This is a genomic window from Mesorhizobium sp. WSM4819, assembly GCF_055811215.1.
This window is the reverse complement of the sequence record NZ_JBVVQO010000038.1, coordinates 22,612-44,705: the sequence shown is the minus strand read 5'-3', so window position 1 is coordinate 44,705 and position 22,094 is coordinate 22,612. Positions and strand designations below refer to the sequence as shown.

Genomic DNA, 22,094 nt, shown 5'->3' with positions numbered 1-22,094 from the left:
TCACAATGTATAGTTTGCAATAAGCACATAATGTTTGCGAGGTTGACATCGTCGAGAACGTAGCGCAAACATGATTCATGGCAGGCGAAGCACTCTACAAGGCATTTGGCAGCGCGGTTTCGACCCGAAGGAAAGCGCTCGACCTCACCCAAGCGGAACTGGCTGGTAAGGTGAACATGTCGCGCGCCTCGATCGCCAACATCGAGAGCGGCCGACAGAACATCCTCTTGCATCACGTTTACGCGCTCGCCGCCGCACTCGATTTCACCAAGGTAGCAGAGCTGCTGCCGCCGATGCCGCAAAAGCCTTTAGGGGAGGGGCTGAAGATGATGCTTTCCAATCAGGCACTATCCAAGCAGACGCTTTCGCAAGACGCTGAAGCGCAAGTCGCTGATCTGATCTCAACCGCGTTGCAGCCCCGACGCGGGAAGGCCTGATCATGGCCGATGCCGATCCTGATCGGGCGCGCGCCTCTGCGCGTTCGATCCTCCGGGAGTATGGCGTATCGGCGCCACCGGTCCCGGTCGAGCGGATAATTAAGTCTCGCAAAATCGTCCTTCAGTATGCACCGCTCGATGAGGACCTCTCCGGCATGGCATATATCAAGGATGGCGTAGGCATCATCGGCGTGAACGCGCTACATCATCCGAACCGACAGCGATTCTCGGCTGCCCACGAGCTGGCCCATCACATGCTCCATGCTCCTGAGATCAGCCAAGCCGTGCATGTCGACAAGGGGATCCGCGTCTTGTTCCGCGACGATGTTTCGGCTCTCGGGACCGAGCCGATGGAAATCGAGGCGAACGCCTTCGCTTCGGAGCTGTTGATCCCCGGCGATCTTCTAGCCGCCACTTTGGAGGGGGGAGGAGTCGACCTTGAGGACGAGGCAGCGATCGACGCGTTAGCGCGTCGGTTCAGAGTAAGTCCGGCCGCAATGCGCTTTCGGCTAACTCGTTGGTAGCACGCCCATGAGCTTTGTCTTCTTCGATACCGAGACGACGGGGCTCAAGCGTGGTTTCGATCAGATTCTCCATTTCGCGGCTGTTCGCACTGACGCGAACCTGAACGAGGTGGCGCGCTTCGAAGCTCGCTCGCGCGTACAGCCTCATGTGCTTCCCCATCCCTCGGCGCTGCGCACCAACGGGCTGCCGATCGAACGGCTGACCGACACCAACCTGCCGTCGCACTACGCGATGGTAGGAGATATTCGCCGGACCCTTATGTCGTGGAGTCCGGCCGTCTTCGTCGGCTTCAACTCCATCCGCTTCGACGAAGAGATGCTGCGCCACGCACTCTTTCAGTGCCTGTATCCAGCCTATCTGACGAGTACCCACCGCAATTGCCGCGCTGATGTGCTCAGTCTGGTGATGGCGGCCGATGCCGTATCGCCCGCGCAGCTTGTTGTGCCGCTTAGCGAGGAGGGGCGGCGGACCTTCCGTTTGCAGCATCTTGCGGCGGCGAATGATGTCTCCCATGCCCGGGCGCACGACGCCATGTCTGATGTGCTTGCAACGGTCGAACTATGCCGACTTGTTTATCAGCGGTCTCCGGAGCTGTGGCAGCGGTTCGTTCGCTTCTCGAACAAGGCCACCGTTGCGGATTTCGTCGACGCCGAAGATGGCTTCGTGCTGACTGAGTTCTTTGGCGGGCAGGCTTATTACACGCCGGTCGTCTGTATCGGTGTCGATCCCGACCAAGCCAACGGCCGGCTTTGCCTCAGCCTTAATCACGACGTCGGCCAGCTTGCTGGGATGAGTGACTTCGAACTCCAGGCCCATCTGGCGCAGAAGCGCAGTCCGATCCGTCGCTTCAGGATCAACGCCGCGCCAACGCTGACCGCATTTTTCGATGCTCCTGAACATATGTTGGATGGCGGGTCGATCGGCCACATCGAAGACCAAGCTCGTCGCGTGAAAGCGGACGCTGATCTGCGCACGCGGCTTGTGGCCGCTTCCATCGCCGCCCGCGAACCATACCCGCTGTCGCCTCATCTCGAGGAGCGAATCTACAACGGCTTCCCAGGGCCGGATGACGAGGGGCGCATGAACGCCTTCCACCAAGTCTCATGGCCGGATCGTCTCTCTATCGTGCAAAGCTTGGAAGACGAGCGCTTGCGGTGGTTTGGGTTGCGCCTCGTATATTCCGAAGCCCGCGGAGTTCTTCCCGCAACGGTAAAGGTCGAGATCGAGCGTCGCTTGGCGAACCAACTGGCGGGAGATGGGTCCGGCTGTCTCACATACGAGCTTGCTTTGGCCGAAACGGATAAGCTGATGGGGGAAGGAACAGACCACGACGGTCTTCTCGCTCGATACCGCATCTATTTACAGGATCGTAGCGCGCGGGCTGCTGCCTTCAGGGCGCAGATGGTTATTTGAACTGTATTCATATCGGATTTAGGCGCATCGTAGACCGTGTAACGACCATGATGGGTCGGTGAACGAACCCGCTGCGCGGGAGGGCGCCTAGGGTTGAGGTAGAGGGCACAGGCCGGCCGTCGTCGCGCCTGCATTGAGCGTCGTCCGGCAGCGGCAGAGCATTACGGGCTTCTTCAACAAGGAGCCTAGCCATGCCCTATCCTGTTCTTGATGCACCTATCAGTCCAGTTCGTCAGCGGCTGATCGACGACATGAACATGCGGCGTTTCTCACGGGAGACGCAGCGCAACTATCTCCGCGACATCGGACACCTGGCGACGTTCCTCGGGCGTTCACCAGATACAGCGACCGCCGACGACCTGCGCCGGTTCCAGATCGAGCAGCAGGACGACGGTGTTCCGGTGCCGACGATGAACAGCATCGTGTCGGCGCTGCGCTTCTTCTTCACGCATACGGTCGATCGTCCCGACCTGGCGCGCAGGCTCGTCCGGCTGGTGCACCCGCGCAGGCTGCCCGTGGTCCTGAGCCGCGACGAAGTATCTCGGCTACTCAACGCCACCACCTGCCTCAAGCACCAGGCCGCGCTCTCGGTCGCTTATGGCGCGGGCCTGCGCGTGGCGGAGGTGTCGACGCTGAAGATCGCCGACGTCGACAGCGAGCGCATGCTGCTACGTGTCGAGCGCGGCAAGGGCGGGCGATACCGCAATGCCATGCTGTCGGCCGACCTGCTTACGCTGTTGCGCCAGTGGTGGAAGGTCGGACGCCAGCAGGGAGTGATGCATCGCGAGGGCTGGCTGTTTCCGGGGCAGCATGCGATGAAGCCCATCAGCACCCGCCAGCTCTATCGGGTGGTCGTCGAGGCAGCGCAGGCGGCCGACATCGCCAAGCGGGTCGGGCCGCACACGCTGCGCCACAGCTTCGCCACCCACCTGCTGGAGGACGGCACCGATATCCGGATCATCCAGGTCCTGCTCGGGCACGCCAAGCTAAATAGCACCGCCTTCTACACCAAGGTTGCAACCCGCACGGTGCGCACCGTCACGAGTCCGCTCGACAAGCTCGGGCTGTTCAAGGAGGCAGAGATCTCGCCCGACGGCTGAGCAGTGCGCGCCTCGGTCGAGGTCGCCGACATCTTCCGCACTGCCGGGCCCGCCTACCGGGCCGCCCATACAGGGCATCTGACACTGCAGCAGCTCAAGGTGATGTCGGCGATCGAGCACTGCCGCACCGCAGCGCTCGGCGGCCACGTCGAGGCCTGCGAGGACTGCGGCCAGTGGCGCATCGCCTACAACTCCTGCCGCAGCCGGCACTGTCCGAAGTGCCAGGGCGCGGCGGCGCGGACATGGCTGACCGAGCGCGAGGCCGACCTGCTGCCGGTCGGCTACTTCCATGTCGTGTTCACGCTGCCGGCCGAGATCGCCGACGTCGCCTTCCACAACAAGGCGCTCGTCTACGACCTGCTGTTCAAGGCGGCATCGGAGACGATGTTGACTATCGCCGCCGATCCAAGACACCTCGGCGCGCGCATCGGCATCACCGCCGTGCTCCACACCTGGGGCTCGGCGATGATGTACCATCCGCATGTCCACATGATCGTGCCGGGTGGCGGCATTGCGCCGGACGGGAGGCGCTGGGTCTCGTCGCGCCCGGCCTTCCTGCTCCCGGTATGCGTACTCGGCAAGCTGTTCCGCCGCCTGTTCCTCACCCGGCTGGTTGCGCTGCACGAAGCGGGCCGGCTCAGCTTCTTCGGGTCGATGGCGCACCTCACCAAGCGACACGCCTTCCAGCGCCACCTTGCTGCCGTCAGAAAGAAGCGCTGGGTGGTCTATGCCAAGGCGCCGTTCGCGGGACCGGAGGCGGTGCTTGCCTATCTGTCGCGCTACACGCACCGGGTGGCAATATCGAACCGCCGCCTCATCCGCTTCGATGAGAGCGGCGTCACCTTCCGCTACAAGGACTATCGCCGCGACGGGGTCGAGCGGCAGCAGGTCATGACGCTCGCAACCGACGAGTTCATCCGCCGCTTCCTGCTCCATGTCCTGCCGCGTGGCTTCCATCGCATCCGGCATTACGGCCTGCTCGCCGGCTCCGCCCGCAAGGCCAGCCTCGCGCTGGCGCGCGAACTCCTGGACGTCGCCGCGCCAGCCGATGACGAGACACCAGGCGAAACGGAGGACTTCCGGCCGCCATGCCCCTGCTGTGGCGGACGCATGATCGTCGTCGAGGTGTTCGAACGCTGGAGGCAGCCGCGCGGACCGCCGGATGCGAGAGCGACGAACCGGGAGAAGTGTCCATGACCCGGCATGGCATGAGATGGCGTTCAGCCGCAGGCTTCCAGCCTCCGGCAACAGACCCAGGCGCGCCCGTGGTGATCATCGATGTCGACAGGGCCGCAACCAGCCACGTGCCGGGCCGGCAACGTCGCGCGGACGCGCTACGAAGCGGCCTGTCCACTTCCATCCCCGCGCTTCCCGGCGGCGGTCGCGCCGTCGCCGACATCAGCCGAAAATCGAAATATCCATAGACATTCGCCTGTGGCCCGCGGGTTCCTTCCTCGGGGACTTTCGTACGCCTGCCGGCGCCCGAAACTCTTCACGGGAGCCGTCGTTGAGATCAATCCTTCTTCAACGTCCGCTATTCGATCCTCGGCGCCGGAAAGCAGACCGTCCGAAGACGTGACCCGAACGCGACGTCTGACTAGTGGCTCACCGATCGCCAGCTCAGCGAAATGCCGCCCGCCGACTGGCCGCACGGATTGCTACCCTGCCGGGATGCCCCCATTCGCACGTTGCTGCCAGTTCACGCCGAACGAACTAGTCAGGACGCTTCCGCTTAACGAGGCTCTTGTTATTTTACTCCAACACGATCTCCCCGCTACGAAATGGCAACTAGGATGTGGCTTTGTGCTTCGATATCACCACGCCCGGAATATCAGGACCGAGGCGGCGTCCATGAAGAGTGACGCAATCTCGTATGCCCCACGAGGGCTATCTCGTGAGGAAGCAGCTCGTTACATCGGTGTCGGATCGACGCTTTTTGACGAGATGGTTGCCGATGGGCGCATGCCGAAGCCCAAGCGCATCAACAGCCGCGCTGTCTGGGATCGTGTAGCCCTGGATATCGCTTTCACGTCGTTACCGGACAAAGATAGCGGCCTTCAAGAGCTGTTGCAACGAAGCAAACGGGCCGTAGAATAACGATAGCAACTACGCTGGTTGCGTATGCGCTGCAGGCGTAGTATGATGATGGCCGGCGCGGAAGTGATGACGTGAACGAGAATGAGAAACTTGCGCAAGACGTGAAAGCATGGCGGGCCAAGGAAGGGTTCACTGCCGAAGCCGCGGCCAAGGTGCTGGGAATACCGAAGCGCACCTTTGAAGGCATAGAACAAGGCAGAGGCTTTCCATATCCAGTCCTGCTGCGCGTTGCGATGAAAAGTGAGGACTTGTTGCAGAAGCCCGTACGCAAGGACTAGCGGACAGTAATTCAATGGCCAAACATCCTGATTACCCTGGATCTTCTTCGCGCCTCGTCAATGGCAAGGAGTACTGGCGCTTTCGAGCTAATCGCCATGCTCGGCAAATAACCTTACCCGGCCGGCCCGGCGACGAAGCGTTTGAGATCGCCTACCGGCGTGCCGTTGAAGGTCGCGCTGGCGGGGCGGAAATTATCAACATGCCGGGGCGCGCCTTGCCGCGTACTTTTGGGCATGCAGCACGGCGACTCGAAACTACCATGGAATGGCTGGACTTTGACGAGGCAACGCAGCGGAAGAACCTGCGGCTCATTGAACGCTTCCTTGAGATGCAGGTCGATCCTGACTATCCACTGACGTGGCGCGATACCCCGGTGGAACATCTCGATACCGATCGTCTGCGCGCGCTAATCGAGGGCATCTTTCTTGCCAACCGGACGGTCGCCAAGCACCTTCTCGTCGCGATCAAAAAACTGCTGTGGGTGGCAATTCAAGTCGAGAAATGGATCAAGCCGCAGGATGACCCATCGCTGTCCATTCGTGTACGCGTGCCCAGGTCCACCAAGAACCCGGCCTGGCCAATCGGGATCAGAGAAAAGTACGAAGAGCGGCATCCAATTGGTACCCCTGCTCGGACCTGCTACGCACTCGGTTTCTGGCTCGGCAATCGGCGCGGCGATATCGCTGCTCTTGAATGGTGCGATATGGTGAGCGAGGAGATCGAGCTGTTCGACGGCTCGCTGGTGTTGATCGAAGCCTTTGACTTTCGGCAGAAGAAAAACCGCAATCGCCACGGGGGTCGAGAGATGTTCATTCCGGTCGTAGACAAGCTGGCAGCCGCGCTTGAACCTCTCGACCGATCGAAAGGCGGCACCGTTTTGAAGACTGCTTATGGAAGCGCTTTCTCGGAAAAGAGCCTAACCGGCATGATGCGTCATTGGACCCGGCAGGCTGGAATACCGGATGGCTATACGCTTCATGGCCTGCGCCGCACGTTTGGAACCTACCTCGCCGAGTGCAACATCCAAGCGCGTGCCATAATGGAGGCTATGGGACATTCGTCGATGACGGTGACCGACGAATACGTCCGTGAGGCGAACAAGAAGCGCATTGCCGTCGACATTGCTAGAGCGATAAACCAGCGCGAAGAAAAGCGCGATCAGGCGAAGCGGCGGGCCAATTTGAGCATCGTCGGCTCACAATGAAGCACGAAGAATCGCGAACTGTTCCAAGCACGCCCGTTCAGAGGATTTTTTGCTGCCAAAGCGCCGTGGGCAAACCGTGGGCAAAGCGTGGGCAAAGGCCAATTTTCCTCAATAAAATCAAAGGTTATGGTGGGCCCGGAGGGACTCGAACCCCCAACCAAGCGGTTATGAGCCGCCGGCTCTAACCATTGAGCTACAGGCCCCACACGCGGCTGGATTAATGTTTTTCCCCGAACCGCACAAGGCTTTCCGGATGGGCTGGCCGAAATCGTCCAAATCAGCCCATATTCAGACATTAGAGCGAGGTGCGTCCACTTAGACGCGCAAAATACAAAATACGCTCTACCGCTTTGAATCTACGCATCGAGCTTTCCGAAAATCGATTCCGATTTTTATGCCGATGCGGTAGTCGACAAGCGCGACTGGATCGCAGACCGAGGAGATTTTTATGACCAGACATCTTTTGCCCTTGGCGCTCGCCGCCGCAATCGCTTTTCCGGCGATGGCCGGCGCGGCCGATTCGCCGCCGCCGGCCCGCATCGTCGTCACTGGCGAAGGCGAAGCGACCGCGGCCCCCGATCTGGCGCTGCTGACGCTCAGCGTCATGCGCGAGGCCAAGACCGCGCGTGCCGCGCTCGATGCCAACAACGACGCCATGGCCTCGGTGATCGCCGCAATGAAGTCGGCCGGCATCAAGGAGCGCGACCTGCAGACAGCCGGCATCCAGATCAGCCCGCGCTACAATTATACCAACAAGCCGGACGGCAGCCAGGAAGCCGAACTCATCGCCTACCAGGTGACCAACACGCTTTCGGTGCGGATCCGCGACATCGACAAGACAGGCGAGATTCTCGACAAGGCGGTATCGCTCGGCGTCAACCAGGGCGGCGGCATCTCGTTCTCCAACGAGGATCCAACGGCAACTGTCACCGAAGCCCGCAAGAAGGCGGTCGCCGACGCAATGGCCAAGGCCAGGACGCTGGCCGAAGCCGCCGGCGTCAGCATCGGGCGGGTGCTGGAAATCACCGACCAGAACGTCGCGCCGCCGCCGATACCGATGACCGCCAAGGCCTTTGATGCGGCCCGCGAATCGGTTCCGGTGCAGGCTGGCGAGAATTCCTACACGGTGCAGGTCACAGTCACCTTCGAGTTGAAGTGACCGCCCGCTGAAGCGCGGGTAACCGGCAACATTGACTTTGCTGCATTAAAAAACCCCGAGGACTGGTCCTCCGGGGTTTTTTCGAGCCGCACCCTTCTATCTCGGGGGCTCTACTCCAGACCGACCTTCTGCGAAGGTCGTGTCTCCAGACCGACCTTCTGCGAAGGTCATGTCCTAAAGCTGACCTTCGCAGAAGGTCATACTGCCAGGCAGGCCGTGCCGGTAGGCAACGTGCGAACGCTTACCGGTAGAGGACCGGGCAGCCGCGCTCATTGGCGAACACGACCACGACGCGGTCGCCATACTGGCGGCCCGCTACTTTCACGGTGCGGCGGCCGACGTCGATGATGCGGGCACGGCGCAGACCCATGCGCTCTGCCTTGCCGAGAGCACGGTTTGGCGAGCAGGACCGGCGCCAGTCGCGTTCGCGGCGGCGTTCGCGGTAGTAACCATCGTCATCATCGCCAGAATAGACGCCGACGCGCGGATCGTCATCGTTGCCGAAGCCGAGGTAGATGCTGTCTGCATGGGCTGTGGCGGGGATGGCGGCAAGCGTGCCGAGGCCGATAAGCGCCGAAAGGGCCGCCGTCTTGATCGTGTTGAACATGTCTTCTCTCCTTGTTCAGGGCTTCCGCCCGCCTTTGATCGAACCAATGTGTCTTACCGATGGCGAGGAGAATGCGCTTGCGTATCTGAACTTTCGACGAACCGGCCGTTCATTTCTGGTTCATGTAGCAATAAGCAATTGCGCAGTCTTCTCGGCGTCCGGTTCTGAACAATCCGGTCGGTTCTGAACCATTGGATAGAAAACGCGCTGTCGGGCAGCCGGTTCCGGGTCCTGAAGGCCCGTCGCTAGGGCTCGTCGTCCAGCATGTGCTCGAAATAGTCGTCGGGCTCGGCAAGATCGGTCTCGCTGGCGCTGACCCGGCCCCGCATGGAGATGCCGGCCTCATGCACCGTCTCGGCACTGCCTGACACCAGCCTGTGCCACCAGTAGAGATCGTGGCCCTCGGCGACCAGCCGGTAGGCGCAGGTTTTGGGCAGCCAACTGATGGTGCGCACATTCTGCGGCGTCAGACCGACGCAGTCCGGGACGCGCGCCAACCGGTTGGCATAATCGGAACAGCGACAGGTTTCGGCGTCGAACAGCCGGCAGCCGACGCTCGTCCAGTAAATCGCGCCGGTGTCTTCGTCCTCGAGTTTCGACAGGCAGCATTTGCCGCAGCCGTCGCAAAGCGATTCCCACTCGGCCGGGGTCATCGCCTCGAGCGTCTTGGTTTTCCAGAACGGCGTTTCCATCGACGGGATGTGGCCCCTGGCCGGGTGAAGGTCAAGCACCGCAACAGACGCAGGCCCGGCCAGCCCCATAGGCCGGCACCATAGGAATAACACGAAGTCGCCTTCAAAACGCCGGCCAATTGCCCTTCGTAGCCGTTAATGCCCGCTAACCGGAACCAATCCGGTTGATGAACAGTTTGGGCCGGGATGGGACGCCAAAGGAGGATTTTTAATGAAACGCCAACCACGGATTCTGGCAGGCACGGCATTTGGCCTGCTGATGGCGTCCGCGCCGTTGGGCGCATTCCCGTTGCAGGGCAGCGCCGCTTTCGACCCACCGCAGAGTACCGCCACGCCGTTGATCCCCGTGCAATCGAATTGCCCCGAAGGCGAGTCGGCGGAAGGCTGCGCACCGCAGGCGGAACCGGAGCAGAAGCCTCGCAAGAAGCGCGAGGAACAGGCCGCGCCTTCCGGCGAGGAGCAGCAGGGCGGTCAGCGCAGGAAGAAGCGCGAGCAGCAACAGCAAGAGGAAGCCGCACCCGCCGAGCGGGCCGCACCTGCGAGCGACGAACAGCCCGAGCCGCGCAGAAAGAAGCGCGAGCAGCAACAGCAGGAGGCCGAGCGAGCCGCACCGGCCAGCGATGAACAGCCCGAGCCACGCAGAAAGAAACGTGACCGGCAACAGCAGGAGGAAGCCGCACCGGCCGAACCGCCCGCCGAGCAGGCCGCACCTGCCAGCGACGAACAGCCCGAACCGCGCAGAAAGAAGCGGGAGCGGGAGCAGCAGAAGGAAGCAGCACCTGCCGAAAAGCCCGCCGAGCAGGCCGCGCCTGCCAGCGACGAACAGCCCGAACCGCGCAGAAAGAAGCGGGAGCGGGAGCAGCAGCAGGAGGCAGCACCTGCCGAAAAGCCCGCCGAGCAGGCCGCGCCCGGCGAAGAGGCCGCACCTGCAAATGACAACGAGCAGGCCACGCCGCGCAGGAAGAAGCGGGAGCAGGATCAACAGATCGAAGCCGCACCATCCGAACAGCCAGCCAGGAAGGAAGCCGGCGAGCAGGACGAGCCGCTTCCGACCGACCAGCAAACGGCTCCCGCCGAGGGCGAAAAGCCCCGAGATCAGGCTAAGGACCGTCGCAAGAAGCCTATCGACGAACAGCCGGTGACAGGCGAGCAGCCCTCAACCGGCGAGCAGCCCGCCGAGCGCGAGCAGGCCGCGCCCGCCGAAGGGGAAGGTCCGGCCCAAGGCGAGGCTCCCGTGTTCGACAGCCAGAAGGATGCCGTGCGCAAGCGCAGGGGCGGCAGGGACAACGCGCAAGAAACCAGCGGCCAGGACGCGGGTGGACAGCCGACGCAGCAGAACGGCGAACAGGCGGAAGCCCCGAGGCCGGCTCCGGTCGATCAGGGACCGCCGCCCACCGATGACAGGGCGGCCCAGCAGGCGATCAAGCTTGAGAGGATGGTTCGGGCGACGGAGGAAAAGGGCAGACGCGTTGAGCGTGCGCCCGACGAGGAAAACGTTCGCCGCCGTCGTGAACGCCCGCGCGGGGTCGACGTCGTCAGGGAACTCGGCGACCGTGTTATCCTCCAGTTCAACAACCGGACGATCGTGGAAAGCGACGATGCGCCGCGCATGCGGCGTGGCGCGCGGAACGTCTACTATGAGGAGTTGTCGAGCAATCGCACCCGGGAAATCGTCGAGCGTGACAATGGTATCCAGATCGTCACCATCCGCAACCGCTACGGTGATGTCGTCCAGCGTTCACGCATCGCGCCCGACGGACGCGAATATGTGCTGAGCTATGTCGACGAGCGGCACTATGAGGACGATGGCGACTGGCGCGATCCAGGCGACGACCTGCCGCCGATTCGGATCGACATTCCGCGCGAGGAGTACATTCTGGATTCCGAGGAGGTCGAGGATCCGGACGACTACTATGCCTTCCTTGAACAGCCGCCGGTGGAGAGGGTGCAGCGCCTCTACTCGATCGACGAAGTCAAGCGCTCGGCCCGCGTGCGCGACATCGCCCGCCGCATCGACCTCGACACGCTGAACTTCGAATTCGGTTCAGCCTCGATCCCCGAAACCGAGGTGCAGAAACTGGAAGGCGTCGCCAGCGCCATGGAGAAGCTGCTGGAGAAGAACCCGGCGGAAACCTTCCTGATCGAAGGCCATACCGATGCCGTCGGCAAGCCGGAGGCGAACCTCGCTCTGTCCGACCGTCGCGCGGAGGCTGTCGCCGAAGCCCTGAGCAATGCCTTCAGCATCCCGCCGGAGAACCTGACGACACAGGGCTATGGCGAGGAGTATCTCAAGGTCGATACATCGGAGCCGGAGCGCGAGAACCGTCGCGTCGCCATCCGCCGCATCACCTCGCTGGTAGCGCCGGTCGCCAGCGCGAATTAACTCGCAGTTTCAGAAACCTGAACTGGTTTCTGGAATCTATACGGGAAGACATAGCCCACCCCGGTTTCTCCGGGTTGGGCAATTTCCGGCAATCAGCCGAGGTTGAAGGAGAATGTAAGTCGCGATTTAACCAGGCATTGAATCGCGAGGTCGTCCACCCCAGATTCTGGCTAGGGCTTCCCTGCCCTGTCCCGACTCCAGCGGGACACATGAGCCCCGCCGGTACCCCCTCGCCGGCGGGGTTTTTGTTTCCGGCTTCGGTTGGGAAACGAGGGCTATGCCGGTGCCAGTCAGTAGATATTTTTCACGTTGGTTTTCGAATTCGCAAACACCTCGTCCGGCACGAAGAAATCGCCGGCAAGCGGACCTGTCGCGTCAGGCGCATAGATCGAAAAATCGCTGACGCCCTCGGCGCGCAGCACCTCCTCGTCGATGTAGAAATTGCCGGTCGCTTCGCGCGACGGCCTGAGCAGGATCGCATGCGCGGCATCGGCCATGATATCGGGCGAACGGCTCATCGCCGCCACCGTCGCCCCGCCCAGAAGATTGCGCACCGCTGCCGTATCGATCGTCGAGATCGGCCACAGCGAATTGACGGCGATGCCGTCCCTGGCGAACTCCGCGCTCATGCCCAGCGTGCACATCGACATGCCGAATTTGGCCATCGTATAGGCGACATGGTTCTTGAACCATTTGGCCTTCATGTCGAGTGGTGGCGCCAGATTCAAGATGTGAGGATTGTCGGCCAGCTTCAGGTGCGGAATGCACATTTTGGAAACCAGGAACGTGCCGCGTGTGTTGATCTGGTGCATCAGGTCGTAGCGCTTCATGTCGGTTTCCAGCGTGCCGGTGAGTTGGATGGCGCTGGCATTGTTGATGCAGAGGTCGATGCCGCCGAATTTTTCGACGGTTCTGGCGACCGCCTCGGCCACCTGCCCCTCCTCGCGTATGTCGCACAGCATCGGCAATGCCTTGCCGCCGGCCTGCTCGATCTCCTCAGCCGCCGTATAGATCGTGCCCGGCAGCTTCGGGTGGGGCTCGGCGGTCTTGGCCGCGATGGTCACATTGGCGCCGTCGCGCGCGGCGCGCAGCGCGATCGCCAGCCCGATGCCGCGCGACCCGCCGGAGATGAACAGCGTCTTTCCCTTGAGCGACATGTCTTGCGCCTTTCCTGTGCCGGCCTCTTTGCACAATCCTTGCCGCGTGCCGTCGCCCGACACAAGAGCGGGGAGCATCGAGAGGTGGTGACGCTGCGGAGGATTCTCGCGGCGTTGCGCTGCCCCTCATCGCCCTGCCGGGCACTTCTCCCCGTATAGAGACGGGGAGAAGGACGCCTTGATCACAGCTTTCGCCAACTGGCAACGTCGCAAGAATCGAGCCGTGGCTCCGTTCAGCTTCCTTCTCCCCGTCACCATACGGGGAGAAGGTGCCGGCAGGCGGACGAGGGGCGGCGCAAACTTTGACAATGATAGCCCGACATCCTGCCGTGATCCTCTAAACCAGCACCAGGCCTTGCCGCATGGCGATGGCGATGGCGTCGGTGCGGTTGGCCGCACCTAGCTTGATCAGGATCGCCGCGACGTGGAACTTCGCCGTATGCACGGAAATGTTCAGGCGCCGCGCGATCACCTTGTTGGGCGCGCCCTCGGCCAAAAGCGCCAGCACTTCGCTCTCGCGCGGCGACAGCACTGGCCGGCTGGCGCTGTCGCCGACCGGCTCCTCGTCGGAGAGATCGTCGTCATGGAAGGCGAAATCGTCATGTCGATCGGACAAGGGGCGGCCCTCGCCCGAGATCCGATAGCCAGCCGCCGCCAGTCGCGCGGCGGCAGCGATCAGCAGATCGTCCACTGCCGGCGGCAGCACGGCAAACACGGTATCGGCCGGCCGCTGCCGGCTCGCTCGTTGCGACAAGAGCACCCGAGGTATCGCGGGATCGCTGGGCCCGCCTTCCACGCCGCCTCTTTCCAGGTAAACGCCATCGACGATCGCGACATCCGCTCTGTCGGCGCTATTGGTGCTACCGGCCACAATCGGCAGCAGATCGCCGGTCGCGGCAAGCGCGGTGGACAGGTGCTCGGCGCGCACGACGTCATCGAGCGCGATCAGCACCGTCAGCCGCCGCCCCGTGACCCTGTGACTTGCCATCGATCTTCTCAGTTTAGCGGCTTTTCGCCGATGGTCAGCACGACGTCGCGCCGTTCGCCGCCGCGCACCACGCCGAGCGTCACCGACGCGCCGGCGCTGTCCGGCCCGAGCCTGCGGATCAGCTCGCGCGGGCCGTGCACGGCCTCGCCGTTCCACGACGCGATGATGTCGCCAAGGTGCAGGCCGGCCGCCTTCGCCGGGCCATTGTCGTCGAGGCTCATCACCATCGCGCCATGCGTGTCGCCGTTGCGGATCGGGTGCAGGCCGGCGCCGAGATAGCCGCGCGCGACATGGCCCTTCTCGCGCAGCGTCGCCACCGCCCGTTCGATCGTCTCGTAAGGCATAACCAGCGCCCGCCGGCGCGGCCCGAACAGCAGCATGCCGATCAGTGCGCCCTTGGCGTCGAGCACCGGGCCGCCCTCGAAACGGCCACCGGCATTGACGGCCAGATTGATGCGCCGGTCGATCGTGCCGCCGCGCATCGAGCGCCAGGCCGGACCGACCTCACCAACCGTTCCGAATGCAGCGAGCGACGCACCGTCGCTATTGCCGACGGCAATGGCCAGATGGCCCGGCCGCGCCGTGCCTGCCTTGGTCAGCGGCGGCACGTCCGGCGCGCCGGTCGGCTTCAGAAGGGCGGTCCCGGTGGATGGATCGCGGCCGACCAGCTCAGCCTTCACCTTGTCGCCCGAAGAAAGCGTCAGCTCGATCTCCTCGCCGGCCTCCACCGCCTCCTCGGCAGCGACAAAATAGCCGTCGCGCCAATGGAAGGCGGTCGCGGTGCGATGCTGATGCGTGGCAAAGCTCGCCGTCGCCGGCGCCGCTGCGGCGGCGATATCGGCGATGGCGTTGGAAAATGCGCTTAGATTGAAGTCGCTCATGTCGGTCTCCTGGGTCTTTTTCGCCTCGGCCCGAAAATCGGCAACGATTTTCGGGAAACACGGTGCGAGAGCTCAAAGTCTTAGAGCGCACTTTGAGCGTCCAATGGACGCTCGTCGCTCTACCCCAGATATCGCTCGGCAGCGCGTTGGCGGGTACTCGCCTGACGGCTAGTTGGGCGTTGGACTGGCCATCTGGTCAGGTCGCGGCCGATCCGGCCGCTCCGCACATATAGGCATCCTTCATCTTGCTCTAAAGACACGGAGCCCTGCCATGTCCCTCCCCGCCCAGCAATTGCAGTTCGACGATGCGCTGCTCGACGATTATTCGGCAACGGTCGCCGATGCCGTGGACCGCATCGGTCCCGCCGTCTGCCGCATCGAGCGCATCCGTGGCGCCGGCGGGCTGGGCTCCGGCTTCGTCATCACACCGGATGGGCTGGTCGTCACCAATTTCCACGTCGTCGGCGATGCCCGCAGCGTCCGCGTCACCATGCCGGACGGCGTCTCCAGAGAAGGCCGCGTTCTCGGCCGCGACCCCGACACCGACATCGCGCTGGTGCGTGCCGACGGCAGCTTTGCCGATATCGCGCCGCTCGGCGATTCCAAGCGCCTGCGGCGCGGCCAGATCGCCATTGCCATCGGCAACCCGCTCGGCTTCGAATGGACCGTCACATCAGGTGTCGTCTCGGCGCTGGGCCGCTCGATGCGTGCCTCCACCGGCCGGCTGATCGACGATGTCATCCAGACCGACGCAGCGCTCAACCCCGGCAATTCCGGCGGACCGCTGGTGTCGTCGGCGGGCGAGGTTATCGGTGTCAACACAGCCATGATCCATGGCGCGCAAGGCATCGCCTTCGCGGTTGCCTCCAACACCGCCAATTTCGTCATTTCGGAAATCATCCGCTTCGGCCGCGTCCGCCGCGCCTTCATCGGTGTCTCGGCCGACACGACAACCCTGCCGCGTCGCGCCGCCCTTTTGTCGCAAGTGTCGAGCAGCACGGCGGTGCGCCTGCGCAGTGTTGAGGCGAACAGCCCGGCCGCCAGAGCCGGCCTGAAAGAGGGCGACATCATCGCCGCCATCGACGGCCGCCCGGTCACCGGCGTCGACGATCTGGTGCGCATGCTCGACGCCGAGCGCATCGGCCGCGAAACGCTGTGCACAGTGGTGCGCCGCTCCGGCATTTCTCAGGTCACGCTGATGCCGGTGGCGCGGACGTAATAACTATCGCGGCGCAAACATCTGGCCAAGCAGCGAAACCAGCAGCACCGCCAGCTCGCCGGTCGGATCAAGGTCCGGATCGAAAATCGTCATGTCCATTCCAGTGCAGCGCGGATCCGCCACCAACGCCGCGAGGATGGCGACGAGATCGTCGGGATCGATACCGGGACTGCCCGGTGAATCCACCGCCGGCATCACGGTCTGATCGAGCGCATCGACGTCGAAATGCACCCAATAGGGCCAGCCGGTTCGCGCCAGCGTGGTCCAGGTCTTTTCCAGGACCTTTGCCGCGCCGAGCTCCCGCACGGCAAAAACATCGATCAGCGTCATCGCGGTCGAATTGATGTCGGGCCAGGCGAAGTCGGGGTCGCGGTTCTCGCGTTCGCCGATTTGAATCACCTGTTCGTCCGCGACAAGCGGGATCTTGATCTCAGGCCAGTCGGTCAGCAACGGCTCACCACGTCCGGTGGCGAGCGCAAGGTCCATGCCGGCGGCCGAGCCGAGCGAAGCATCGACGTCGTAATTGCCCGGATGGCGGAAATCGCTGTGGCCGTCGACATGGACCAGTGCCAGCGGACCGGATCGCCGTGCACCAGCCAGCGCGCCAAGCAGAACCGCGCAGTCGCCGCCGACGACCAGCGGGAACTCGCCTCGTCTCAGCGCGCCGGCAACCACTTCGGCGAGTCCGAGATTGAAGCTGCGTATCGCATTGCCGTTGCGCAGCCGGGTGCCCGGCTGCGGCTCCGTGTTATAGGCGGGCCGATCAAGATCAACCACTTTGAGGGGCGAAAGCGTCTCGATCAGCCCGGCTTCGGTCAACGCCTGCGGCGCACGCCACGTCCCCGGTATATGATCCGGCCTCAGCGGACGGAGGCCAAGGTTTGAGGGCGCGCGGACAAGGCAGATTTCACGCATGGAATGGGCCCAGGCTGATGAGCTCAGCATAGACCGCAAAGACATGACCGGCCACGCGGCTGAAGGCTTCAGGTGATATCTACAGACAATTCCTGCCAGCCCCTGTCTCGCTCAGGCCGCCGCGCCTTCAACAAACTGCTCCAGAAACTCGGCGCTCGGCGGGATCGGCTTGATCACGTCGATCAGCACGCCATTGGGGTCTTTTGTGATGAAATGGCGCTGGCCGAAGGCTTCGTCGCGCAGGCTGCACAGGATCGGCAGGCCGGCGGCGGTGATCCGCTCGTAGATAGTATCGGGGTTCTTGACCTCGAAATTGATCAGCAGGCCGGAGGTCCGGCCGCGCCCTTCCTCAGGAATGGTTTCATGATCGCCGTGGACGATGCCGAGATTGACGCGGCGATCCTCGGTTGATTGCAGATGCACATACCAGTCGCTCTCGAACAGCGGCTTGAAGCTGAAATGCGCGACATAGAAGGCCTTCGTGCCGGCAACGTCGCCGGTCATCAGCACCGGGTAATAGCTTGTCGTCTTCATCTTTCCTTCTCCCGTCAAATAACATACAGTCTGCATGCAAATACGTATTAACATACAGGCTGAATGTATGCAACAAAGAACCGCGCGCCGCTCCAACCGCGATCGCACCGAAGCGACGCGCGCCGACCTGATATCAGCGGCGCGAAAACTGTTCACCGAGAAGTCCTATGCGGAGACCGGCACGCCCGAGATCGTGGCTGCGGCCGGCGTCACCCGCGGCGCGCTCTATCACCACTTTGCCGACAAGCAGGCGCTGTTCGCCACAGCGGTCGAGCAGGAGGCGGCGGCTGTGGCGGAAGAGATCGAGCGCGCCTCGCCGCCCTCGCTGTTTGCCCGCGACGCACTGATCGCCGGCTCGGATGCCTATCTTGCCGCCATGCGCGCACCCGGTCGCACCCGGCTGCTGCTGCTCGACGGGCCGGCCGTGCTCGGCCGCGCCGCCATGGACGAGATCGACGACCGCCACGGCAACCGCTCGTTGCGCGAAGGCCTGGTTGCCGCGATGCGCTCGCAGTCCATGATGAGATTGCCGGTGGAAGCGCTGACCGCGCTGCTTGCCGCCGCCTTCGACCGCGCGGCGCTCGCCATCGAAGCAGGCGCTTCGACCGAGGACTACCGTGCCGTTCTCATGGCGCTGATTGATGGTCTGTCGCCCCAGGCCCCTGGTTCGGCTCGAACTCGTTGAAACAGCCAAGCTGGCGCTTGAACTGGTCGATCAGCCAAGCCGCAGCCGGCTTCGGGCTGCGGTCGGCGCGGTGCATGGCATAAAGCGGCGCGCGGACTTCGCGATACGGCTCCAGATCGAGTTCCACCAGCCGGCCGTTGGCCACATCGTCAGCAATCAACCATCGCGGCAGTCCGCCCCAGCCCAACCCTTCGCGCATCAGCGCATGCTTGGTTCGCATATCCGTAAGTCGCCAGGTGCGGTAGGCATAGACGCCGTAGTCGCGCCCTTTGGTGCGCTCGGACTGGTCGCTGACGACAAGTTGGATGTGTTCGCGCACCTCCTCCAGCGGCACCGGCTTGGGAAGCAGCGCCAGCGGATGGCTTGGCGCGGCCGCCGGCACCATCGACATGAAGCCAATGCGCACAAGATGCGCGTCGACCTCGCCCAGCAGGCCGCCAATACCGAGATCGGCATGTCCATTGACGACATGATCGGGGATCAGCCCGAGTGTGCCGATATGCAGGCGCAGCATCACGGTTGGAAATTGCGCCTCGAACGCCTTCAACACGCGCACCAGCACGGTGGAAGGCAGCGCCACATCGACCGACAGCGCGACTTCAGCCTCCAGGCCCTGTTTGTGGCTGTCGACGCGAGAGCGGATGCGCTGCAATACGCCGACCATGCGCCGCGCATCTTCCAGCGTCGCCCGGCCGACATCGGTCAGATGCGGCTCGCGCGTGCCCTCGCGCTCGAACAGTTTCAGCCCAAGCTGTGCCTCGAGATTGGCGATGGCGTAGCTGATGACCGACTGCGCTCGGTTGAGCTTGCGGCCGGCGGCGGAGAAGCTGCCGGTGTCGGCGACGGTGACAAGGATCTGAAGCTGATCGAGCGTCGGGTTTGGCTGCATCGTTCTATCCACTATTTGGATGGAACATACATAAAATGTACCGGTTTTTCAAATGGGTCAGCTCGCCCATATAGGTCGGGACAGTTCAGCCAACCCTGGAGACCCGCCATGTCCATCCTTCTCGTCACATCCAGTCCGCGCGGCAATGCCTCGCATTCGACCCGCATCGCCACTGAACTTGCAGAAAAGCTGCTCGCCGCGGATCCTTCGGCCAAGCTCGTCGCACGCGATCTCGTCGCAAACCCGCTGCCGCACATCGATCCGGACTATTCGACCGGCATCTATACGCCCGCCGAGGCCCGCACCCAGCGCCAGGCCGAGGTCGTCGGCGTTTCCGACGGCGTGCTCGATGAACTGTTTGCGGCCGACACCATCATCCTGGCCACCGGATTCATCAATTTCGGCATCTCGTCGACGCTGAAATCCTGGGTCGACCACGTCTCCCGCACCGGCAAGACTTTCTCTTATGGCGAGAATGGCCCGAAGGGCCTCGTCACCGGCAAGAAGGTCTACATCGTCCTGGCCTCGGGCGGCATCTATTCGGAAGGCGCTGCAGTGCAGATGGACCACGCCATCCCTTACCTGCGCAGCGTGCTTGGCTTCATCGGCATGACCGACGTCGAAGTCATCCGCATCGAAGGCGTCGGCATGGGGCCGGACGCGGTCACTGCCGCTCTGGCCAAGGCATCAGCCAAGGTGGATGCTTTGGTGACATCGACCGTAAGCAAACAGGCCGCGGTGGCGGCGTAGGCCACCAGCAGTCGGTAACTCTAATTAAAGGCAGGCGCCCGACAGGGCGCTTGCCTTGTTCGTTTCAAGATGCGCCGGAGACCGATCGGGTCTCACCCGAACATCTTCTCGCCCTGCTCGTCGACCAGCTGAATGCCCTTTTTGATCGAGATGTCGACAGCGTCGTCGAGCCCGGCAAAACGATCGGCGCGGATGAATTTGTGCTCCTTCATCACGCCGTCGATCTCCTTGGAAACCACGCCGCAGGTCTGGTATTGGCCCTCCGCCTTGTACGGCGTGGCGCTGATCAAAAATCCCTTGTGCTCGATCTGCTTTGCCGGTGCAGCACTCTTTGGCTCGCCCGCGTCACCGCCGCCACCGCCGAAAAGACGTTTCAGAAAAGACATGGGCGCGCCCTCCAACGGCTATCATCCTGCATCACATAGCGTGGTGCAGGATGATTTCACTAGCGATCCTTAGGCAAACGGGCAAGGCCCGCATCCGGCCTGGAAGTCAGTCGCGCGACAGCGCTTCGAGGGCTTCGGCCGCCCCTTTCAATATCGCGATCGCCTCGGCCTGTTTTTCAGCGGGCGCGTCGACAATGTCGCCGAGGGCTGCGCGTAGCCGCTGGCGCACGGCGCGGAATTCGTCACGCTTTTCCGAACCGCCGCGGCCGCGACGTCCGCTATCCTCGCCATCGTCGTTCCAGCCGAACCAGTCACGTGCCTTTGCCATCTTGCGGCCGAAACGCTCGAGATGATCGAGCACATGGTCGATCATCTCGCGATTGTCATTGAGATGCGCCTGCCCTGCCTCGGTAATCGAAAACACCTTCTTGTTGCCTTCCGCCGACGAGACGGCATAGCCGGCCTCTTCCAGGAAGGTCAGCGTCGGATAGACCACGCCGGGGCTCGGGCTGTAGACGCCGCTGGTGCGTTCCTCCAGCGCCTTGATGATGTCATAGCCGTGGCGCGGCGCCTCGGCCAGCAGCGACAGCGTGATCAGCTTGAGATCGCCGTCGGCCAGCATACGCCCGGCGCGGAACATGTCGCCCGGCCCGCCGCGCCCGCCACCCCTCATGCCGTGGCCGAATGGGCCGAAGCCGCCGCCACGACCGCCGAATTTGCCGGCCATATGCATGAAAACGCGCTCGGCATGCCCGCCGAAATGATGATGTCCGTGCATTGCCTGCTCCTTGAGTTATGTCTTACGATATATCTCAATTATGCGAATGAGGCCGTTGAGTCAAGATATATCTTACGATGTATCTGAGAACGGTGCCACCAGATTGATTCGTCACCGAGCTTGGCTAATACCGGTTACCAGCGGCCCTTGCGCCGGTTCCAGGCATAGAGAAGATCGGCGAAGCGATCATAGGCATAGCGCGTCAATGGCAGCGCGGCGCGGTTGCCGAACAGCGCTGCCAGCCACCCCTCGCCCGGCGTTCTTAGCCAGACGGCAATTGCGACGTCGGCGCCGATCAGCAGCTTGCCGTCCGCATCGGTTGCATGCAGCCGGCGGCGGATGTCGTCCAGCGACACGCCGTATCCGGCCAGCGCCGCCGGTTCGGTATTGATGTCGCGAAACGCGATCCGCCCGGCCTTGATCGCCTCGACCAGCCGCCGCTTCTGCCTGACGATGCCGGCATCGCAAACCGGACAACGGGTATTGTACCAGACGGTCAGCAGAGGCTTGGGCATGTGTCTCGAGACGCGCGTTGAAATGCTGTGCTGACTATCCGGGAAATACCTTCGCCCCGCAACATTTCGGGCAAGCCACTTCGGGCCAGACTGGCCGGCCGGGCGCCGTCGAGCGGCGCCTGACCGTCCGATGTCCGTCAGCTTGCGCGGGTCTATAGCCGCGCACGCCTCAGCCGAGCGAGGCGACGATTTCGCGATAGGCCAATTCCGGGAACGCCTTGAGCGTCCGCGTCCTCACATTGCCGCCTGTCGCCAGCATCAGCGAGAAACGAGCGAGCACCGCATCGTCGGGCGCTTCGACGACCGCCACCATATCGCATTCGCCCATGGTGAGATAAAAAGCCTTGAACGAGCCGCCCATGTCTCCCAGCAGCTTCTTGGCGGCATCGAGCCGCTTCGGCGACTCGCGCACATTTCTGGCGCCCTGCTCGGTCCAGTTGATCAGCACGATATAGGTTGTCATGCACACCTCCCTCCGGAGGCCTCGGAGCTCGGCGTCAC

The 22,094-nt window shown here is 63.0% G+C and carries 25 protein-coding genes and 1 tRNA gene; 13 read left to right on the top strand and 13 right to left on the bottom strand.

Annotated elements, in window-relative coordinates:
• Positions 1 to 77: 77 nt before the first annotated feature.
• The 8 genes from AC0L18_RS26530 (at position 78) to AC0L18_RS26495 (ending at position 7,055) form a co-directional block, all read left to right on the top strand.
• On the top strand, positions 78 to 437 hold the full coding sequence (locus AC0L18_RS26530) for a helix-turn-helix transcriptional regulator (protein ID WP_473494857.1): 360 nt from the start codon (positions 78 to 80) through the stop codon (positions 435 to 437).
• A gap of 2 nt (positions 438 to 439) precedes the next feature.
• Entirely contained in the window at positions 440 to 961 is a 522-nt protein-coding gene (locus AC0L18_RS26525) for an ImmA/IrrE family metallo-endopeptidase (RefSeq protein WP_473494856.1), read from the top strand.
• A gap of 7 nt (positions 962 to 968) precedes the next feature.
• Positions 969 to 2,375, top strand: coding sequence for an exonuclease domain-containing protein (locus tag AC0L18_RS26520; protein WP_473494855.1), 1,407 nt, complete (start codon positions 969 to 971; stop codon positions 2,373 to 2,375).
• Between the two features lie 191 nt (positions 2,376 to 2,566).
• The gene (locus AC0L18_RS26515; RefSeq protein ID WP_473494854.1) at positions 2,567 to 3,475 is read left to right on the top strand and encodes a tyrosine-type recombinase/integrase; all 909 of its coding nucleotides are present in this window, start codon (positions 2,567 to 2,569) and stop codon (positions 3,473 to 3,475) included.
• Between the two features lie 3 nt (positions 3,476 to 3,478).
• A complete protein-coding gene (locus AC0L18_RS26510; RefSeq protein WP_473494853.1) occupies positions 3,479 to 4,672 on the top strand; it encodes an IS91 family transposase in 1,194 nt (397 codons plus the stop codon).
• 654 nt (positions 4,673 to 5,326) lie between these two features.
• Positions 5,327 to 5,572: a helix-turn-helix transcriptional regulator gene (locus AC0L18_RS26505; RefSeq protein ID WP_473494852.1), complete on the top strand. Its 246-nt coding sequence runs from the start codon at positions 5,327 to 5,329 to the stop codon at positions 5,570 to 5,572.
• A 71-nt stretch (positions 5,573 to 5,643) separates the two neighbouring features.
• Entirely contained in the window at positions 5,644 to 5,850 is a 207-nt protein-coding gene (locus AC0L18_RS26500) for a helix-turn-helix domain-containing protein (protein ID WP_473494851.1), read from the top strand.
• 14 nt (positions 5,851 to 5,864) lie between these two features.
• Positions 5,865 to 7,055, top strand: a complete 1,191-nt coding sequence (locus AC0L18_RS26495) for a tyrosine-type recombinase/integrase (protein ID WP_473494850.1) — start codon at positions 5,865 to 5,867, stop codon at positions 7,053 to 7,055.
• A gap of 127 nt (positions 7,056 to 7,182) precedes the next feature.
• Here AC0L18_RS26495 and AC0L18_RS26490 read toward each other — a convergent pair.
• Positions 7,183 to 7,258 (bottom strand) — tRNA-Ile (locus tag AC0L18_RS26490).
• A 245-nt stretch (positions 7,259 to 7,503) separates the two neighbouring features.
• Here AC0L18_RS26490 and AC0L18_RS26485 point away from each other — a divergent pair.
• A complete protein-coding gene (locus tag AC0L18_RS26485) occupies positions 7,504 to 8,214 on the top strand; it encodes an SIMPL domain-containing protein (protein ID WP_473494849.1) in 711 nt (236 codons plus the stop codon).
• A gap of 241 nt (positions 8,215 to 8,455) precedes the next feature.
• Here AC0L18_RS26485 and AC0L18_RS26480 read toward each other — a convergent pair whose 3' ends face one another.
• Positions 8,456 to 8,821, bottom strand: a complete 366-nt coding sequence (locus AC0L18_RS26480) for a hypothetical protein (RefSeq protein WP_287299340.1) — start codon at positions 8,819 to 8,821, stop codon at positions 8,456 to 8,458.
• 245 nt (positions 8,822 to 9,066) lie between these two features.
• Positions 9,067 to 9,513, bottom strand: coding sequence for a YcgN family cysteine cluster protein (locus tag AC0L18_RS26475; RefSeq protein ID WP_091595075.1), 447 nt, complete (start codon positions 9,511 to 9,513; stop codon positions 9,067 to 9,069).
• 211 nt (positions 9,514 to 9,724) lie between these two features.
• On the opposite strand from AC0L18_RS26475, the gene AC0L18_RS26470 reads away from it, so the two are divergent.
• The gene (locus tag AC0L18_RS26470) at positions 9,725 to 11,896 is read left to right on the top strand and encodes an OmpA family protein (RefSeq protein WP_473494848.1); all 2,172 of its coding nucleotides are present in this window, start codon (positions 9,725 to 9,727) and stop codon (positions 11,894 to 11,896) included.
• A gap of 290 nt (positions 11,897 to 12,186) precedes the next feature.
• Here the strand turns inward: AC0L18_RS26470 and AC0L18_RS26465 are convergent, their stop codons facing one another.
• The 3 genes from AC0L18_RS26465 to AC0L18_RS26455 all read right to left on the bottom strand — a co-directional run bounded on the left by AC0L18_RS26465 (position 12,187) and on the right by AC0L18_RS26455 (position 14,922).
• The gene (locus AC0L18_RS26465) at positions 12,187 to 13,053 is read right to left on the bottom strand and encodes an SDR family oxidoreductase (RefSeq protein ID WP_473494847.1); all 867 of its coding nucleotides are present in this window, start codon (positions 13,051 to 13,053) and stop codon (positions 12,187 to 12,189) included.
• A gap of 337 nt (positions 13,054 to 13,390) precedes the next feature.
• Positions 13,391 to 14,041, bottom strand: coding sequence for a helix-turn-helix transcriptional regulator (locus tag AC0L18_RS26460; protein ID WP_473494846.1), 651 nt, complete (start codon positions 14,039 to 14,041; stop codon positions 13,391 to 13,393).
• Positions 14,042 to 14,049: 8 nt separating this feature from the next.
• Positions 14,050 to 14,922, bottom strand: coding sequence for a S1C family serine protease (locus AC0L18_RS26455; protein WP_473494845.1), 873 nt, complete (start codon positions 14,920 to 14,922; stop codon positions 14,050 to 14,052).
• Positions 14,923 to 15,193: 271 nt separating this feature from the next.
• Between AC0L18_RS26455 and AC0L18_RS26450 the strand changes: the two genes are divergently transcribed.
• Complete coding sequence (locus AC0L18_RS26450; protein ID WP_473494844.1) at positions 15,194 to 16,141, top strand: S1C family serine protease; 948 nt, start codon at positions 15,194 to 15,196, stop codon at positions 16,139 to 16,141.
• 3 nt (positions 16,142 to 16,144) lie between these two features.
• On the opposite strand, the gene AC0L18_RS26445 is transcribed toward AC0L18_RS26450, so the two are convergent.
• Together AC0L18_RS26445 and AC0L18_RS26440 are read right to left on the bottom strand one after the other, a co-directional pair.
• Complete coding sequence (locus AC0L18_RS26445; protein ID WP_473494843.1) at positions 16,145 to 17,056, bottom strand: arginase family protein; 912 nt, start codon at positions 17,054 to 17,056, stop codon at positions 16,145 to 16,147.
• 111 nt (positions 17,057 to 17,167) lie between these two features.
• Complete coding sequence (locus AC0L18_RS26440; protein WP_473494842.1) at positions 17,168 to 17,590, bottom strand: VOC family protein; 423 nt, start codon at positions 17,588 to 17,590, stop codon at positions 17,168 to 17,170.
• Between the two features lie 67 nt (positions 17,591 to 17,657).
• Here AC0L18_RS26440 and AC0L18_RS26435 point away from each other — a divergent pair, with 67 nt between their 5' ends.
• The gene (locus tag AC0L18_RS26435) at positions 17,658 to 18,275 is read left to right on the top strand and encodes a TetR/AcrR family transcriptional regulator (protein WP_473494841.1); all 618 of its coding nucleotides are present in this window, start codon (positions 17,658 to 17,660) and stop codon (positions 18,273 to 18,275) included.
• On the opposite strand, the gene AC0L18_RS26430 is transcribed toward AC0L18_RS26435, so the two are convergent.
• Complete coding sequence (locus AC0L18_RS26430) at positions 18,217 to 19,164, bottom strand: LysR family transcriptional regulator (protein WP_473494840.1); 948 nt, start codon at positions 19,162 to 19,164, stop codon at positions 18,217 to 18,219. The two genes, AC0L18_RS26435 and AC0L18_RS26430, sit on opposite strands and share 59 nt — an antisense overlap.
• Before the next feature lie 108 nt (positions 19,165 to 19,272).
• Here AC0L18_RS26430 and AC0L18_RS26425 point away from each other — a divergent pair, with 108 nt between their 5' ends.
• Entirely contained in the window at positions 19,273 to 19,914 is a 642-nt protein-coding gene (locus AC0L18_RS26425; RefSeq protein ID WP_473494839.1) for an FMN-dependent NADH-azoreductase, read from the top strand.
• A 92-nt stretch (positions 19,915 to 20,006) separates the two neighbouring features.
• Here AC0L18_RS26425 and AC0L18_RS26420 read toward each other — a convergent pair whose 3' ends face one another.
• From AC0L18_RS26420 to AC0L18_RS26405, 4 genes are all read right to left on the bottom strand, one after another.
• A complete protein-coding gene (locus AC0L18_RS26420; protein ID WP_065009209.1) occupies positions 20,007 to 20,300 on the bottom strand; it encodes an HlyU family transcriptional regulator in 294 nt (97 codons plus the stop codon).
• Between the two features lie 106 nt (positions 20,301 to 20,406).
• A complete protein-coding gene (locus AC0L18_RS26415; protein ID WP_473494838.1) occupies positions 20,407 to 21,078 on the bottom strand; it encodes a PadR family transcriptional regulator in 672 nt (223 codons plus the stop codon).
• A gap of 134 nt (positions 21,079 to 21,212) precedes the next feature.
• Positions 21,213 to 21,593, bottom strand: coding sequence for a thiol-disulfide oxidoreductase DCC family protein (locus AC0L18_RS26410; RefSeq protein WP_473494837.1), 381 nt, complete (start codon positions 21,591 to 21,593; stop codon positions 21,213 to 21,215).
• A gap of 169 nt (positions 21,594 to 21,762) precedes the next feature.
• Positions 21,763 to 22,056, bottom strand: coding sequence for a GYD domain-containing protein (locus tag AC0L18_RS26405; RefSeq protein ID WP_091595053.1), 294 nt, complete (start codon positions 22,054 to 22,056; stop codon positions 21,763 to 21,765).
• Positions 22,057 to 22,094: the final 38 nt, after the last annotated feature.